Source organism: uncultured Ruegeria sp. (assembly GCF_947504215.1).
Taxonomy (GTDB): Bacteria; Pseudomonadota; Alphaproteobacteria; order Rhodobacterales; family Rhodobacteraceae; genus Ruegeria.
The window spans coordinates 917,675-934,441 of the sequence record NZ_CANNGO010000001.1; the positions used below are offsets into that span (position 1 = coordinate 917,675).

The following is a 16,767-nucleotide window of genomic DNA, read 5'->3' on the forward strand; positions in this document are numbered from 1 at the left end:
CTGTGCTAGCGAGCGCGTGTTGAGCAGAGATCACTAGTCTATTCTTGTTTCCAATCGCGGTGTAGACCCGTTTCATCTGGATCGAAACCATGTTCGGCGCCAGAAGTGCTGGTGTCGGGTCGCCACCCGAACCTAGATCGCACTTGCTGCTGTCATGTTATTCTAGCTTTAAATCAATGAATGTGGAGCCTAAGGTGCGAGCAAACCCGAGAGTTTTCTTGCCCCGTTCTGAAGTGTGTCCAAGCACTGAGTTAAACTGCCCAAATTACGGCGTTGGGTTGGCGCATGAACGGCCAGCGTGGCTACGAGCCTATTGTTTTCATCCAAAACTGGCACCGCAACAGCGGCCATTCCGGCCATGAATTCTTCGTCGTCAGTCGAATAACCTCTTTGCGTAATAAGTTTGAACTCCTCGCGTAGTGCTGTTGCGTCGGTCAAAGTCTGATCGGTATGTGGGTGCAACTTGCGGGCGGACAGGTATCCTTCAAGTGTATTTTGTCGGAGGGTAGACAGGTACATTTTGCCACTGGCCGTACAATGAAAAGGGACTTGTGTTCCGACAGGTAGTTGAATGCGCAATGGCCACTTTGTCTCGACCCGATCCAGATAGATCATGCCCTCTCGGTCCGGGATGGCCAGGTTGCAGGTTTCACCGATTTCATCCGCAACCCCGCGCAGAATCGCAAGTCGCGCGGTCCGCAAGTGTTCGGACGACACCGTGTTCACGGAGAGCTGCCGCAACCGTGGACCAGGTCCGTAAGACCGCCCATCCAGGTCACGCTGCAAGAACCCTTCTGCCTCGGCTGTTTGCAGCAAGCGATGGATCGTTGGTTTTGCCAGACCCAATGCCTCGATCAGGTCTGACGGTTTAACCGCGACCCCACGCCTGGCGACCTCTTCCAAGATCAGCAGCAAGCGCAGGTTGGTCGGTATTTGGGTATCTTTTTCTGGTGTGTCCGTGTAGGCCATCCCGCTACATTCTAGTTGTTTGGCAGCATGATCAAGGCCAGATCAGGTACGAGTGAAACCAAAATCCAAACAGACAGCAATGCCACAAGATATGGCACAGTGTAACGCAACAGCCGGAAATAGGGCACGCCCGTCACGCTGGATGCGACATAGAGGTTCAGCCCGTATGGTGGCGTAATGAAACCAATCGATGCACCGACCAGGAAGATCACTGAGAAATGGATTGGATCAACACCAACCGACGCAGCAATCGGTGCCAGGATCGGGGCAAGGATGATCGTCACCGGCAGGCTTTCCAACACCATGCCCGAGAAAAAGACAATCACCATAGAGGTGAACAACACCGCATAATACCCGCCCATAGACGTCACGAAATCGCCGATGGTTTGCTGTGCACCCAGCAATGATAGAATTTGCTGCATGACCACCGAGATGGCGATCAGCGGTGCAAGAATACCAGTAATCTGGGCCGAGCGGATGACGATTGAAGGGATCTCAGGGATTGTGAAGCCTTCGACGACCAGCATCTCAGCAAAGCTTTTATCGGTGGGTGAGACGTCGTCGCGAGCGCCCATGATCCGGTTGATCGGATAGCTGACCAATCCTGCTATCACGCAAAACCCGACGGTTACACCGGCCGCTTCGGTTGGGGAAAATTTGCCTGTGTAAATACCCCAAAGGACGAGACCGATGGCAAAGAACCCAAGCCACGCGCCAAACGCAGTTTTAAGGATCCGGTTCAGTTGCAACGGAATCAAATAGCCCCAGCCATTCATGCGGCAAATGATCCAGCAGGCAAATTGCATGCCAATGACCATCAAGGCGCCGGGCAGGATTCCAGCTAAGAACAGCTCGGATATCGGCAGGTTCATCAAGAACCCATAGACGATGAAGATAATCGACGGTGGGATAATAATACCGACGGTGCCACCAGCCGCAGCTGTTGCGGCGCTAAAGCGTTCGTCATAGCCGCCCTTGACCATTTCGGGGTGCAGCATCGAACCAATTGTTGCTGTGGTCGCCGAGTTCGACCCGGAAATCGCCGCAAACAACCCGCAAGCGCCCAGTGACGCCATCGCCAGCCCTCCGCGTATCCAACCCAGACACGAGTAGGCAAAATCGCTCAATCGTCGCGCAATACCTGACTTGTTGATCAGGTCTCCGGTCAGAATGAACAGGGGCATCGCCAACAGAGCAAAGCCCTTATTGAAGACGTTCAACAATTCGGCGCCCATGTTGTCGAGTGTCAGGCCCAACACAAAAGAGCAGCCAATCACCCAATAACCGATGACCAGCAGCACCGGCACGCCCAGCATGAATAGAAACGTGACCCCCAGCGAGATCAGTGTGACAATGGTTCCGTCAGTCATCAGTCTGCCCCAATCACGGCCTGCTTGATCAGCGGCTCGCCTGTTTTCCAATTGCGCAAATCGTCAGCCAAATTCTGAAACACACGACCGACCATCAGGAAAAAAGACAGCGGTGCCGCAAGCAGGAACCACCATTGCATGATGTTGTCGGTTCCTAGGACGATTTGGAAGTTCGATGCGGACAACGCTACAAGTCGCGAGGTTGTCACAATCACGATGACGGCAAAAACAAACCACAAGACTGCGTCCAAAATCAGACAGCCAAGCTGCCCGGCACGCGGCATTGCGCTACGAAATTCGCTGAAACTCAGATGCGTACGCAGACGTACATTGTAGGACGCCCCGAACCAGGCCATGACCATGAACAGCAGCGGCGGAATGGTTGTGGACCAAGGTTCCTGATCGTTAAAGACAAATCGGTCGATTACGCCCCAAAAAATGATCAGCGCGATGGCAAGATAGGAATACACCATGACCGATCGTTCAAAATGGCGCTCAATGAACGGCACCTTGCGATAGATCAGCATAACGAGAAATCCGCCGATCGCGGCGACAACTGTGCCAACAACCCAAGCCGCATCGGATCGCAACGCACTTTGAATCTCGAACGAATCCTGGCTCAACAAGGCGCTGAAAATAGCGCCGACATCTGCCCAAAACGACATGAACCCCGTCCTCCCAGTCGGTGTTTAGGTGAACCGGCCCGTATGGGCCGGTTCATCAGAGCTTAGATTAGGCCTCGCCCTTCCACCAACGGCGTGGCTCAACATTTTCTGGCAGAGTATCAGCCGGGATCTCACGCGCGATGTCGTAGATCTCTTGATAGGTGTCGATACCACCAGCCCATTTATTCAGACGCTCGCGCCATTCAGCCCAGGGTTCCGGATTGTAGTTCGGGGCGCACATCTCTTCGGCCAGTTTGATCTGATCGTCGGCCAGGAACGCCGCACGCACACCGTTTTCGGCAAAGATCGTGTTCGGCAATTGCGGATCCGAGAACCCAACTGTGTTCAGCAAGGCCGCTTCGTTGGCCCCTTGAATAAGCGCTTGGGTGAAGTAGGACGATTCCATGACCGCATCCTGCAATTCGCCACCCAGCCCATCGAAGACGCTGGCAGACATCGAAGTATGCTCGGTTCCGCAGAAGAACTTGAGGTTCACAGACTGAGACACCACTGGCGCCATGTTCGCGTATGCCACAGCGGAAGCCCAAGTTTCTGCACCATCGATCAGACCTGTTTTCAACGCATCAAGGGTTTCTTCCCACGCCACCGGAACCGGGTTCAGGTTCAGAAGCTGCATCGCGATCCGGCCCAGCTGCGTGCCCGTGACACGGTTTTTGGTGCCAAACAGTTCTTCCAGTTTCGTAACCGTCGGCTTGTCAGCAAAGGTAGATCCCATCTGCAGGCCACGCAGTTCACAATGCGTAAACAAGAACTTCAGCCCGTGCCGCTTCTCGAGCGGTTCACGCAGGATGCGCTGGCTCGCGGGGCTATAGAAGAAGTGATACTGCGCCGCGCGGCTTGGGAACATGTATGCATAGTCCAACACGTTCAGATAGGGCGCGCCACCCGCCGAGTTCTGGGTCGACGCCGCATAGATGTCGACGATTCCCTGCTGTGTTTTTTCGACACAACTTAGCTGGCCACAGATCTGATTGTCGCCAATGAACTCGATGCGAATCTCGCCGTCTGTGCGTTCTTCCAGGTCGCGTGCAAATTCAATTGCCCCGGCCCGCTCGATCAAAAGGTTTCTTGTATTGAACCCGGATGCACCGAATTTCAACGTATGCTTCGGCTCTTTCGAGAACCGCTTTTCATAGGTGGATTCTGCAGCTTGCGCCAGATTGGCGATACTCATGGCACCACCGAATCCGCCAGCAGCCAACAACGTGGAGCTCATGCCATACCGGCCTGCCACACGGAAAAAATCTCGACGCGAAATACCACTTAGTTTTCGACCGATCTCCATTGCTTACCTCCCTGATCGCAATTATTGAGACATTTTGTATCAAAAAAGGCTAGTATAATTCTTCCATCTTGCATAGAGTTTTTTTCAACGACGTTGGGAGGACCCGGATATGGAAGTGGATTATGCGATTGTCGGAGCCGGATCTTCGGGCTGTGTCATTGCCAATCGACTAAGCGCAGATCCAAAGACATCCGTGGCGCTGTTGGAGGCCGGCGGGCCCGACAGGAACCCCTGGATTCATATCCCCGTTGGCTATTTCAAGACGATGCACAACCCGTCGGTCGACTGGTGTTACCGCACCGAGCCTGATCCTGGCCTGAACGGCCGATCCATTGACTGGCCACGTGGAAAAGTACTCGGTGGATCGTCTTCCCTGAACGGCCTTCTTTATGTACGTGGCCAGAAAGAGGACTATGACCGCTGGCGCCAAATGGGGAATGTCGGCTGGGGCTGGGATGATGTGTTGCCCTTATTTAAGCGCAGCGAGGATCAGGAACGTGGCGAGGATGAATTCCACGGAATCGGAGGGCCTCTTGCTGTTTCGAACATGCGTATTCAACGACCCATATGCGATGCTTGGGTCGCCGCGGCGCAGACGGCGGGCTATCCGTTCAATCCAGACTATAATGGCGCCAACCAGGAAGGTGTGGGGTATTTTCAGCTGACCACCCGCAATGGCCGACGCTGCAGCGCAGCTGTCGCCTACCTCAAACCGATTCGGAACCGGCAGAACCTGAACGTCATCACGCATGCTCTAGTCAGCCGGATCGAACTGGACGGAAAACGTGCGACCGGACTGATCTATCGCGATCGCTCAGGTCAGATGAAAACGCTCAAGGTGCGCCGCGAGATCATACTATCTGGCGGCGCGATCAACTCTCCCCAGATTCTGATGCTGTCGGGCATCGGTGATCCGGATCATTTGAAAGACAACGGGGTAGAGCCCATTCACGCCCTGCCTGGGGTTGGCAAGGGACTGCAGGACCATCTGCAAGCCCGCCTTGTCTTTAAGTGCAACGAACCAACCCTGAATGATGAGGTGAGAAGCCTGTTCAATCAGGCGCGTATTGCACTGAAATACGCCCTATTCCGCGCCGGACCCATGACAATGGCGGCAAGCCTTGCGACCGGATTCGTTAAAACCCGCCCGGACGCCCAAACACCGGACATCCAATTCCACGTCCAGCCTTGGTCCGCCGATAGCCCAGGTGAAGGTGTACATCCGTTTTCGGCCTTCACCATGTCCGTTTGCCAGTTGAGACCGGAAAGCCGAGGGGAGCTACGCCTGGATGGCCCAGACCCGACAAAGTATGTCAAAATCATACCCAATTACCTGTCGACCGAAACGGACTGTAGAACCATTGTCGATGGCGTAAATATCGCGCGCGGGATCGCACGTCATAGTCCACTGACTTCCAAAATATCCGAAGAGTTCCGACCAACGTCGGATCTGTCATGCGACGACTACGAGGGTACATTGGATTGGGCGAGATCGAATTCCGTCTCGATTTATCACCCCACAGGGACATGTTCGATGGGCACATCCGAAAACTCGGTGGTTGATCCCAGCCTGAAAGTAAACGGAATTGGTAATCTTCGGGTTGCTGATTGTTCGATAATGCCCGAGATCGTCAGTGGGAACACAAATGCACCTGCTATTATGATAGGTGAAAAAGCCAGCGAATTGATCCGCGCCACTCTTTGAGATTGCTATCAAGGTTCAGTGAACTCGTGGGCGCACTGCCGTGTGCAGACAGGCCAGTTTTAGCAATACTGGCAGCCAACGCACAGCATCTCGAAGGTGGATTTGAATTGACGGACAAGTATTTTAGCGACGCGGAAACTATCAAGCCATGTAGATCCACAACATCTTCGGCTGGAACTCGATCTAACGCAGGACTGTGAACCCGCGATGACCAACGGCCTGTATTCGATACAATCCTGAAACACGTAGAGAATCTATGCGGCGCCAATGGCAGCAGCCTGCAATTGCTCAATCAAACTGGCACCCATTTGTACAACTCCGCCATCGGATCGTGGGACGACAATAGCTCAATCCCAATCGGGATGGAATTTGAACTCGCCGTTCCACTGGTCATGTGCATTGCAGTGACCGAAGCAAGGGCCGTTCACTACGACGATTTGAAGGAAACGGAACTCTACAAAGCGGCCATGAAGGGCGACGTACATTGGTGGGTATCGAGGGCGTTCGCACGCATCTTAATGTTCCGCTTATTCAGGATCGGGTTGCGTTCGGGAACTCTATTCTGAACGGCAGGGTATAAAGACCCTTCTCCTTAGACGACACTGCCCTGGTTGAAGCCTTCACCGCTCAGGCGGCGATCTCCATCGAAACCGCCACGCAGCTCCGTGTCCTTTAAACTTGACTGGCGCGCATGGCACGACGTCCTGCAGGTCATCAGTCACAATCACGATGACGAGAAACCGGTCTTTGATGCGATCCTGAAACGTCTGCGCGCTGCGCAATGCCCTCTGGCAGGTCTAATTCCGGGGACATCTGAAGATGAGTTCAGACACTGGCAGCGCGCATCGGGATGTTTTCTGAGGCGATTGATCTATTCGAGACAGGGCAAATGCGGATGGGCGTACATTGTCTTTGACGATATAGGCCAAAGCGACCTGAAGAAGGTTACGGTCCGGTCGTACCTTCAATGGTGGATGCGTCCAATATCACTAACATACTGCTCGTCCCCTTGATGAAGAATGGCATTGAACAGCCCCACTCGAGTAATCCATATTAAAAGTTGTTGCATGGTTGGGAGTGGGTCCATTGGGGTACGGGCCTTTGATGCTGGTACCTGGTCACAGAAGATAGTCAACTAACACGCTGGTAAACAGTTCAGGCTTTTCCAGATGTACTGCGTGTGCGCATCCTGGGATAACCGAAAGGCTTGCGTTGGGGATGCTCGACCAGAGCAAGCTGGTCTGCTCCCACGAATAAGTTCTGTCCCGGTCGCCACAAATTATGAGTGTCTCCTGAGGCAGTGCCGAAAGGTTCTCGGTACCTGACCAGTTCTTCATCGCATCAAGACCTGCTTGGATGGCCTCCATCGACGCCATTTGCGCCAGACGTTCACAAGCTTTGAAGTTTGTTGCTTGCTCGTTTTTCCAGAACCATGTCGCAGCGATCCGACTGGCCGTATCTTTAACACCATTGCTTTGAACCCGCGCTTTGCTTTCATCGATTGTTTCGAACCTGCCGGGTAGGACGCCGATCGCGCCAGTCGCATAAAGTATCAGACGTTGAACACCACCTGGATCCATGCGCGCGATCTCCTGAACGATCATCCCTCCCATTGAATGACCCAAGAGGTGATACTGTTCTATGCCCTTGTCTCGAAGCGCGCTTAGAACCCAATCAGCGAGTTCATCAATGCGACTTATGGCCGGCAAATGACGGTTGCGGCCGAATCCTGGCAGGTCAAGGGTGGTGACGCCAAAATGGTCTGAAAGAGCTTTGAGTTGCAGATCCCATTGTGCGCTTCCCCCCATCAACCCATGGACAAGGACAAGCGGCGTCATTTGCGTTGACCCTGAACTATGCGATCCAAAATCATCGCACAGAACAGGATTGCAAAACCGGCGAGGATCCCCTGCCCGACGTTGGCGTATTGCAATGCCTCAAGTACATCTTCGCCCAGTCCTTTGGCGCCAATTAATGAGGCGACCACGACCATCGCCAGTGACAACATGATCGTCTGGTTGATCCCCGCCCGGATCGAGGGGCTGGCCAAAGGCAAATCGACCTTTGTCAGCAAGTACCACTTGTTGGCTCCAAAACTGATCGCTGCCTCTCGCACACTTTCCGGTACGCCGCGCAAGCCAAGAACAGTCAGGCGAACGACGGGTGTGCCGCCAAAAATCATTGTGGTGACGACGGCGGCGGGTTTACCTGTTCCAAAGAACGCGATCACCGGGATCATGAAGACAAAGGCAGGCATTGTTTGCATAAAGTCCATGATTGGCTGAATAAACGCGTAAAACCTTGGACGCCTCGCCGCAAACATACCCAACGGAATGCCTATGATGATCGACAAACAGGCGGCGGTGCCCAGCAGGGCAAGCGTCGTCATCGCTTTTTCCCAGAAGCCGAGCAGACCCATATAGGCCAAAAACGCCCCGGAATAGATCGCCATCCGGACACCTGCGGTCAGCCAAGTCAGCAGTATGATCAGCGCAGCGATCACGATCCACGGCGTGCTGACGAAAATCAGTTCCAGCGCGTCCAGCATCAACCGAATGCAATAGGTGATCCCATCGAACAACGCCTCGCCGTTCAACACCGCCCAGTTAAAGAAGGCTTCTACGCCTTCGATGCTGACCAGACGAATTTCCGGGTTGGTCGGGAAGTTGCTCAGGATTTCGAAGCGTCCGGGGAAACTGTAGTTCACCATGGCAACAGCGACGATCAGGACCATGAAAATCGCACTAAAAGCGATTTGGGATATCGGCATGCCCGAGCGGAGACTACGGTTCGAAAGCCATTCGGAAAACCGGGCTTCAAGCGCCCAATTGGCGACAATCGCTTCGACGAGCTTAACCGCAACAAGGACTGCAAGGCCCGTTAAGGCAATTGTCGGGCCCTGCTCGGCCAGCGCCTCGGCTTCGGCGCGAATACCGCCGATATTGGCTTCCAGCCCATCCACTGCACGTTGAAACGCATCCACCCTATCCGAGCCACTTTCGATGGCTGCCGCCAATTGTTGTCGACGTAGTTCCAGCGTTCCTTCAATCGAGGCGATACGCGCCATAGCGTCCGAGGCCAGATCACCAAACAGACCCCGCGCGATCTGCACAAATGCAATCGCCTCGACGATCAGAAAGCTCAACGCCCAGGACCATAGCCCCCGCGCGCCAAACCAGATTGGGCCGAAAAGACCGGCGAAAAAATTGAAGGTTGCCGTGAACCTTGCCGACGCACCAACCTTGTCGAAATTTGCGATGTAATAGTCGGGGCTTGTGCGGACAAAAGCACGGATGTTTTCTTTGCGCTCTTCTGCATAGGCCAGCGCGGCCTCGCTTTCAGTGTCTTCCAGCGGATTGATGTTCTGATCTTTCATGACACCTCTGTCCCTTCAATAACGGTCCGCAAAAGATCAGCGCGGGTAATTGCGCCGACGTCAGCGCCAGCGTCGGTCACGACGATCGGCTTGTCGTCGTCAATGGCAAGGTTGATAAGGTTGCTCAACGTCTCGTCGGGTTCCACGCGGTACACATCGGCAGGCAACGGGCCGTGAGTTTCGATCCAACTCTCGATGGGCTGCATCACCACCTTTGCATGAACCACCTTCAGGCGTGAAATCCCGGCCACGAAATCGGCGACATAGTCGTCTGCCGGATGCATCACGATATCTTCTGCGGTCCCCATCTGAACCATCTTTCCATCGCGCATAATCGCGATGCGATCGCCGATCCGTACGGCTTCATCCAGATCATGCGTGATGAAAATCGTTGTCTTCTTCAGTATTTTGGAAAGTCGTATGAACTCATCCTGCAACTGGCGACGGATCAGCGGATCGAGTGCAGAAAACGGTTCGTCCATCAACAACACATCCGGGTTTGCCGCCAGGGCGCGGGCCAGACCGACGCGTTGTTGCATACCACCAGACAGTTCATGCGCAAACTTCGCGCCCCATGCGCCCAACTCAACAATATCAAGGATCGCTGCCGCCTGTCGCATGCGCTCGTTCTTAGCGACTTGCCGGATCTCTAGCGGCATCGCGACGTTATCCAGCACCGACCGGTGCGGCATGAGCGCGAAATTCTGAAAGACCATCCCTATTTTCTGATTGCGAAAATGCTGAAGATCTCTGGCCCCAAGGGCCATGACATCGGTTCCTTCGATTTCAATCTTTCCAGCTGTAGGCTCCAGCAATCGGTTGAAATGGCGGACCAAAGTCGACTTGCCACTTCCCGACAACCCCATAATGCAGAATATCTCACCCCGATTCACTGACAGGCTCACATCCGCGACACCGACCACACAATTGTACTCGGACAGAACCTCGGCCTTGCTTAGGTTTCGGTCGCGGATCGCCTTTAGCGCCACTTGTGGCTTAGCGCCAAAGATCTTCCAGACGTTCGAGATTTCAATGACAGATTCTGGGGTCATTTCGCGCCTGCATGTAAGATTGGTCGGTTCCAGCACCGGCCATCGCCGGTGCTGTCGTTGTTGCGGGGGCGCTCAGAGCCCCAGCATCGAGTCGACGCGATCGGAATTGGCGCTTACCCAATCCTTTGCGGCGTCCGCTGGATCGCGCCCATTGGCACTTATTTCAAAGGCCAGCGCGCTCACATCATCTGCGGTCAGCGCGAAATTGGCAAAGAAATCGGCAATTGCGGGCGAGCGATCTACAAGCGAGTTCGACCACGCAATTTGCACCTGCTTCAGCGCGTCCTTTGTAGCGACGTTCGACTTTTCGTACCAATCCGCGTCATCTGAAGGCTGCACCATGACATATTTCGCCGGATCAAAGGTAGGCTCGGTCAGCATTTCGACGTCGAACATGAACCACACAGCATGGGGTTTGTAGCAATAGAATGCATAACCCTCGCCTTTGGCGATCGAGTCCTTGATCCGCGCGGTTTTCACACTTTCCTCGGCCCGGATCGGTTCGATAAAGTCCAGCAGCCCGTAGTCCCGCACTTTGACCTCGTTTACATTTGCCGAGGCCCAGCCTGGTGCGCCGATCCACATCTCTCCCTTCCCATTACCGTCGCTATCCATCAGTCCCGCAACGTCTGGACGACCCAGATCAGTAATGTCGGTGATATTGTTAGCCGACCCGAAATCCTTTGAAACGCAAAAGCCCTGATTACCCTCGTATGGGTTTGATGACAGCGTTACGGTGCCGGCTTCATCCACATATTTCTTAGTGAAACTTTCCTGATTTGGCAGCCAGACGTCGGGGTGTACGTCGATATCGCCCTTACCCTGATCCATGGCTTGAAAAATCGTGGCATTGTTGCCGGGCACGTATTCAACTGTGCCTCCGATCCGAGAGGTGACGACCTCACCCAGAACATAGGCGATGGCTTGTGCCCCGGTCCAGGAAGGCACACCAATCTTGACATCTTCAGCAAACGCAGGAGCGCCAAAAGCGCTCAAGAATGCCAAACCGGTTAACGTTTTCTTAAGTGTCATTACAAAGATCTCCTTGTTGGTGGTTTTTTGTTTATTGTTATTATGAAGCATACCCGGGAAGCCCGAAGGTATCAGAATAGCCAAAAAGGGCAGCGCTTCCGCCAGTATGCAGGAAAACCACGTTGTTCATCCCGTCAAAATACCCTTTGCGGATTTGGTCGATCAGCCCATCAAGTCCCTTGCCGGAATACACCGGGTCAAACAAAAGACCCTCGGTCCGCGCCAGCAACTTGATGGCCTCAACCATACCCTCGGTTGGTTTGCCATAGCCGGGTCCGACGTAGTCGCAGTTTGCACGCACATCATCGCGCAAAATTTCCACACCCGTTCCCAAATGATCGGCCGTGCGCGTCGCAAGATCAAAGACCATTTGTTCTTGCTTTTCCCGAGGCGCCCTGACGCCAATCCCCAGTAGGTGAGTGGTGCTTTTGATTGCAGATAACCCCGCCACAAGCCCGGCCTGAGTGCCGGAACTACCGGTGGCATGTACAAGCGCATCCAATGAAAGGCCCATCTTGGCGGCCTGCTCAATCAGTTCCCTCGCGCAGTTCACGTACCCTAGGGCACCAACTGCATTAGACCCACCCCCTGGAATGATGTACGGTGTTTTACCCTTGTCACGCAAACGCTTCGACAGGGCCTCCATCTCGGCGTTCATGTCTGTGCCGTCACCGCGTTTTGACACAGTTGCCCCATGCAGACGATCCAGCAATACATTCCCATTCAGAGTATAGTCGGGATCATTTGACCCGGTTCGGTCCTCGAGCAGAATATGACAGTCCATCCCCAGCTTCGCCGCGGCTGCAGCGGTTTGGCGTGCGTGGTTCGATTGGGTCGCCCCTTGGGTAATGATCGCGTCAGCACCCTGCCCTGCGGCATCCGCCATCAAAAACTCAAGCTTTCGTGTCTTGTTGCCGCCGGTCGAAAGACCGGTGCAATCATCCCGCTTAACCCACAAACGGGGACCACCCAGAACCTCACTCAGTCGGTCCATCGGCTCAAGCGGAGTAGGCAGATGTGCGAATGAAATACGGGGAAATCCTGCCAACGTGATCGAGAGCTCCTTGCAGAGACTAACAGTCATATCCACGGCATCACCGGCGCCGTGTTCCGCGATGTCTACTGTCTCGGCCATTCTCTGGGGTCCTCCAACTTGGGTTTTCTCAAAGCGTTTCCTATCGAAACACAGAAAAACAGTGCTTTTTTCTATGACTGCTCATACTTTTGCTTTGGCTGGAGGTGAGATTAATGGATACGCAATGGCTGGATGACGTCCTTGCTCTTTTGGAAGAAGGTAATCTGAGCCGCGCTGCCGCACGCCGAAACATCACACAACCTGCGTTTTCGCGACGCATACGTTCGTTCGAGGATTGGCTGGGTGTCCCGGTTTTGAACCGCAAGACAAACCGCGTCGAAATTGGCGAAGCGTTGATTTCGAACGAGTCAGAGATCCGCGCAATTCTCTCACAACTACGCGAGATGCGCACGAAAATCGTTCATCATGATCCCAAAGCAAACACGGTCAGGATAGCGGCGCAGCACGCCCAGGTGTTTTCTCGTTTCCCGGATATGGCGCTCAAGGCGCGCAAAAAGCTGCCGGGCATAAAATTTCGCCTCCATCCCGCAAACCTAAGCGATTGCGTGAGTATGTTCTTGCGCAAGGATGCAAGCATGCTTTTGTGCTACGAGTCTGAACTTGCCGAACCCCTGGAGTTCGGAGCAAATGTGTTAAGAGGATCGTGGGGTCGCGACTATCTCATACCCGTGGTCGGCGGCTCAATGCGTTTTGCTGTGAAAGACGGTGGTGACATACCGGCGGACTCTCCATCCGTTGTCTATCCAGACAACAGCTATTTCGGTCAGGTATTGCGAAAAAAGGAAAGATTGTTCGGAACCGCTGGTTTCAGCACAAATCCTATTTGCGAAACGGCATTTTCGACGGGGATTCGTGAGATGCTCCTCAAAGGGCTAGGCGTGGCCTGGTTGCCATTCAGCATGGTGCACAACGAACTGCAAAGCGGAGACGTGATCTCATTGGAAAATCGGCTTGGGAAAGAACCCATGGATGTTGCTATTTACGCCGACCGCAACAACGCAACCGCGTTGAGCCTGTTTGATATCTGGGGCAGTGCGCCAAAGTAGTATTCCAATCGTGCCCTGCCTCTGCATGGGCAATGAGTTCGCATCAATCAGACCATTTACACGGTTTGGAAACGGCACGCATCATCGTATTCCACCAACCATCTTGCTTTACCTGCGCTGGGATGAAATTGATCGCCTGAACTCAGCTTCTTACCCTTGAAACTGCGGCACGGCTGACCAACATACGTAGCGTCGATGTAAAGAAAGTTAACATATGACCTTGAAGAACCCCGCCGCCCTGGAGTTTCTGCACTCGCGTCGGTCCCGACCGGCCAAGACGTTGATCGCGCCGGCCCCTAACCGGGATGAGCTGATCCCCCTGCTGACGGCCGCAGCCCGCAGCCCTGATCACGGAAAACTGGAACCCTGGCGGTTTGTTGTTCTTGAGAAAGGCGCCATGCCGCGCCTGGCAAATCTGACCGAAGAAACCGGCCGCGCTTTGAACAAAAGCCCGGAAGAAATCGTGAAGGCGCGCAGCCAGTTTGACTTGGGCCATTTGGCCGTTGCGGTGGTTGAAGTACAAAAACCCTCGGCCAAGATACCCGCGATCGAGCAGACCTACTCAGCGGGGGCCGTTTGCCTGGCGCTATTGAACGCCGCTCTGGCCGCAGGATGGGGCGCGAACTGGTTGTCAGGGTGGCAAACTCATGATCGAGGATTCTGTGAAAAAGCACTGGGGCTGTCGGAGAATGAGCGCGTCGCAGGGATGATCCACATTGCCACAGAGAGTGCTGCCCCACCGGAACGTCCACGCCCGGATGTCACCACACTGACCAAATGGGTTTCTGAATGATCATCCTGAACGCCTTTTTTGCTGCCTTGGGTCAAATTGGTGATCCAAAGTTCCGATCCGTTCTTTTGCGCGGCATTGGCCTGACGATCCTGCTACTGATTGTCGCCTGCGCCGTTGCAATCTGGTTCATAAACATGCTGTCCGGGAATGAGATTTCACTGCCCTTCATCGGTGCTGTGCCCTGGTTGAACGATGTTTTGAACTACTCGGGCATATTGTTGGCGCTAGTGCTTCCAGTGTTTTTGATGATGCCCGTAGCCTCGGCCATAACGTCGATCTTTCTGGAAGATGTCGCGCAGGCTGTGGAAGACAAACACTATTCCAGCCTGCCCCCCGTCCATAAAATCCCCTTTGGCGAGGCGTTGCTGGACGGTCTGAGTTTTATGGGTGTGTTGATCGTGGCAAACCTGCTGGCCCTGATCCTCTATGCGATATTCACGCCGTTTGCGCCCTTCATATTCTGGGGAATGAACGGATTTCTACTGGGCCGAGAGTACTTCACGCTTGCAGCGATGCGCCGTTTGGGGCGCGAGAATGCCCGAAAGCTCCGGGCGAAGCATTCGACGACCATATGGTTGGCGGGAACCTTGATGGCAATTCCACTATCTGTTCCGTTGGTGAATCTGGTGATTCCGATCATCGGTGTCGCCACGTTCACCCACATCTACCACCGGTTGTCCGGACTCAATTCCTGATGGGCCTTACCGGGGTTCGAGGTTGTTCAACCAGTCGAAGTCCCGCACCGAGATCACACCGGAAATAATGATCCCGGCAATGATAACCCACAAGATCACCGTGATACCTGTGGTGATCCACAGCTTTTTCTTCATGTGATGCACTTCGGGGGCACCCGCATGGGTGCCCGGCACAATCTCACCCAGGTCGCCTTGTGTCTTGATGCGAATGGGCAGCACGACAAGCAAGGTCATGAACCAGATCACGGCGAACAACACCAAACCGGCGGTTATGGTCATTTCAGGCCCTCCGGGCTGGGGTTCAAACCTGCTCTAGCTCAACAAGGCAGCCGTTGAAATCCTTGGGATGGAGGAACAAGACCGGTTTGCCATGGGCACCGATCTTTGGGTCACCCGATCCCAGAACACGAGCCCCTGTTTCCTTCAGATGGTCGCGCGCCGCGATAATGTCTTCCACCTCGTAGCACACATGATGAATGCCACCGGCGGGGTTCTTTTCCAGAAATCCGTTGATCGGGCTGTCATCACCCAGCGGGTACAGCAATTCGATCTTGGTGTTTGGCAATTCGATGAACACAACGGTTACGCCATGATCGGGTTCATCCTGCGGCGCACCGACTTTGGCGCCCAGCGCGCTGCGATATTGCTCTGACGCCGCCTCAAGATCGGGCACGGCGATAGCGACGTGGTTCAGACGACCAATCATGTCATTCTCCTCAGTCCTGTGTTGCATGGGTTATGGGGGCAGACCTGCTAAAGGACAAGTGCGCCAAATCGCCCGTTAACCCTGTGTTAGCCAGAAGTTCCTAGCGTGAGGCATCTGCTGAATAGGAGATCTGCCATGGACGATTCGGGTCCTTTCGCCACCACCGTCGCTACGCCAACCGCGGCCCGGCCCTTGCTGGGGCAAACCATTCTGGTTGTCGAGGACAGCCGATATGCCTGCGATGTGATACGCCTCATGTGCATGCACAGCGGCGCCAGAATCAGGCGCGCCGATTGCCTGAAATCAGCGCGTCGGCATCTGCAGATCTACCGCCCCTCGGTCATTCTTATCGACATGGGACTGCCGGATGGGTCCGGCGCGGATCTGATTGCAGAGCTTTCGAATGCCAGCCCCCGTATCAGTGTCATTCTGGGAATGTCCGGCGACGATTCCACCAAAAGCGCCGCTCTGGACGCCGGGGCTGATGGGTTTCTAGCTAAACCGATAGAGTCTATGTCGTTCTTTCAAAGATCCATCCTCAAGCTGCTGCCTGAGGATCGACGCCCCAGCGGCCTACACTCGGTTCGCGACGAGGTGATCCGGCCAGATCCCATGGCTTACCAGGATGACATGGCCCATATCGCGGATGTGCTGGCGGGGCCGAATGACCATCGGGCATTGGACTATGTGGCACAGTTTTTGTGCGGCGTTGCGCAAGAAGCAGATGACAATGTACTGGCGGAAGCCGCTCGTCAGTTGGCTAGGTCGCGCGCACATGGCACACCGGTTACCGCGCAGGCCGCAAAGGTTGCAGGTATTGTCCAAGACCGCCTGGAACAACGGGAGGCAATCTAGAATGGTCACTGCCTATTTCATCACAGCAACCTTTTTGTGCCTGTGGGTCTACCGACAGACACGCCACGCTGCACGAGCAATACGGGCGAACAGAAGCGACC

The 16,767-nt window shown here is 54.5% G+C and carries 17 protein-coding genes; 6 read left to right on the top strand and 11 right to left on the bottom strand.

What is annotated here, in order from left to right; genetic code table 11:
* Positions 1-189: 189 nt before the first annotated feature.
* From Q1B21_RS04470 to Q1B21_RS04485, 4 genes are all read right to left on the bottom strand, one after another.
* Positions 190-969: an IclR family transcriptional regulator gene (locus tag Q1B21_RS04470; RefSeq protein ID WP_299886378.1), complete on the bottom strand. Its 780-nt coding sequence runs from the start codon at positions 967-969 to the stop codon at positions 190-192.
* An 11-nt stretch (positions 970-980) separates the two neighbouring features.
* Entirely contained in the window at positions 981-2,339 is a 1,359-nt protein-coding gene (locus Q1B21_RS04475; RefSeq protein ID WP_298933786.1) for a TRAP transporter large permease, read from the bottom strand.
* Positions 2,339-3,004: a TRAP transporter small permease gene (locus tag Q1B21_RS04480; protein WP_298933788.1), complete on the bottom strand. Its 666-nt coding sequence runs from the start codon at positions 3,002-3,004 to the stop codon at positions 2,339-2,341. Before Q1B21_RS04480 ends, Q1B21_RS04475 begins: the two co-directional genes overlap by 1 nt.
* A 67-nt stretch (positions 3,005-3,071) precedes the next feature.
* A complete protein-coding gene (locus Q1B21_RS04485; protein WP_298933790.1) occupies positions 3,072-4,310 on the bottom strand; it encodes a TRAP transporter substrate-binding protein in 1,239 nt (412 codons plus the stop codon).
* A gap of 109 nt (positions 4,311-4,419) precedes the next feature.
* Between Q1B21_RS04485 and Q1B21_RS04490 the strand changes: the two genes are divergently transcribed.
* Positions 4,420-6,015 carry a GMC family oxidoreductase gene (locus tag Q1B21_RS04490; protein ID WP_298933791.1) on the top strand — a complete coding sequence of 532 codons (1,596 nt, stop codon included), beginning with the start codon at positions 4,420-4,422 and terminating at the stop codon, positions 6,013-6,015.
* Between the two features lie 284 nt (positions 6,016-6,299).
* Positions 6,300-6,581 carry a hypothetical protein gene (locus Q1B21_RS04495; protein ID WP_299886384.1) on the top strand — a complete coding sequence of 94 codons (282 nt, stop codon included), beginning with the start codon at positions 6,300-6,302 and terminating at the stop codon, positions 6,579-6,581.
* A gap of 552 nt (positions 6,582-7,133) precedes the next feature.
* Here Q1B21_RS04495 and Q1B21_RS04500 read toward each other — a convergent pair.
* The 5 genes from Q1B21_RS04500 to Q1B21_RS04520 form a co-directional block, all read right to left on the bottom strand.
* Complete coding sequence (locus Q1B21_RS04500) at positions 7,134-7,853, bottom strand: alpha/beta fold hydrolase (RefSeq protein ID WP_299886387.1); 720 nt, start codon at positions 7,851-7,853, stop codon at positions 7,134-7,136.
* Positions 7,850-9,391 carry a proline/glycine betaine ABC transporter permease gene (locus Q1B21_RS04505; RefSeq protein WP_299886390.1) on the bottom strand — a complete coding sequence of 514 codons (1,542 nt, stop codon included), beginning with the start codon at positions 9,389-9,391 and terminating at the stop codon, positions 7,850-7,852. Before Q1B21_RS04505 ends, Q1B21_RS04500 begins: the two co-directional genes overlap by 4 nt.
* Positions 9,388-10,443 carry a glycine betaine/L-proline ABC transporter ATP-binding protein gene (locus Q1B21_RS04510; protein ID WP_299077206.1) on the bottom strand — a complete coding sequence of 352 codons (1,056 nt, stop codon included), beginning with the start codon at positions 10,441-10,443 and terminating at the stop codon, positions 9,388-9,390. Before Q1B21_RS04510 ends, Q1B21_RS04505 begins: the two co-directional genes overlap by 4 nt.
* 72 nt (positions 10,444-10,515) lie before the next feature.
* Positions 10,516-11,475 carry a glycine betaine ABC transporter substrate-binding protein gene (locus Q1B21_RS04515; protein WP_299077209.1) on the bottom strand — a complete coding sequence of 320 codons (960 nt, stop codon included), beginning with the start codon at positions 11,473-11,475 and terminating at the stop codon, positions 10,516-10,518.
* 40 nt (positions 11,476-11,515) lie between these two features.
* Positions 11,516-12,610, bottom strand: coding sequence for a D-cysteine desulfhydrase (locus Q1B21_RS04520; RefSeq protein ID WP_299886393.1), 1,095 nt, complete (start codon positions 12,608-12,610; stop codon positions 11,516-11,518).
* Positions 12,611-12,723: 113 nt separating this feature from the next.
* On the opposite strand from Q1B21_RS04520, the gene Q1B21_RS04525 reads away from it, so the two are divergent.
* The 3 genes from Q1B21_RS04525 (at position 12,724) to Q1B21_RS04535 (ending at position 15,105) form a co-directional block, all read left to right on the top strand.
* Entirely contained in the window at positions 12,724-13,617 is an 894-nt protein-coding gene (locus Q1B21_RS04525; RefSeq protein WP_299886396.1) for a LysR family transcriptional regulator, read from the top strand.
* A gap of 214 nt (positions 13,618-13,831) precedes the next feature.
* A complete protein-coding gene (locus tag Q1B21_RS04530; protein ID WP_299077217.1) occupies positions 13,832-14,410 on the top strand; it encodes a nitroreductase family protein in 579 nt (192 codons plus the stop codon).
* Positions 14,407-15,105, top strand: a complete 699-nt coding sequence (locus tag Q1B21_RS04535; RefSeq protein ID WP_299886398.1) for an EI24 domain-containing protein — start codon at positions 14,407-14,409, stop codon at positions 15,103-15,105. The genes Q1B21_RS04530 and Q1B21_RS04535 overlap by 4 nt, the downstream gene beginning before the upstream one ends.
* Positions 15,106-15,111: 6 nt before the next feature.
* Here the strand turns inward: Q1B21_RS04535 and Q1B21_RS04540 are convergent, their stop codons facing one another.
* The gene (locus tag Q1B21_RS04540; RefSeq protein ID WP_298933806.1) at positions 15,112-15,384 is read right to left on the bottom strand and encodes a DUF1467 family protein; all 273 of its coding nucleotides are present in this window, start codon (positions 15,382-15,384) and stop codon (positions 15,112-15,114) included.
* Positions 15,385-15,406: 22 nt separating this feature from the next.
* Positions 15,407-15,811: a methylmalonyl-CoA epimerase gene (mce, locus tag Q1B21_RS04545; RefSeq protein ID WP_299077222.1), complete on the bottom strand. Its 405-nt coding sequence runs from the start codon at positions 15,809-15,811 to the stop codon at positions 15,407-15,409.
* A 135-nt stretch (positions 15,812-15,946) separates the two neighbouring features.
* On the opposite strand from mce, the gene Q1B21_RS04550 reads away from it, so the two are divergent.
* Positions 15,947-16,666, top strand: coding sequence for a response regulator (locus tag Q1B21_RS04550; protein ID WP_299886401.1), 720 nt, complete (start codon positions 15,947-15,949; stop codon positions 16,664-16,666).
* Positions 16,667-16,767 lie beyond the last annotated feature (101 nt).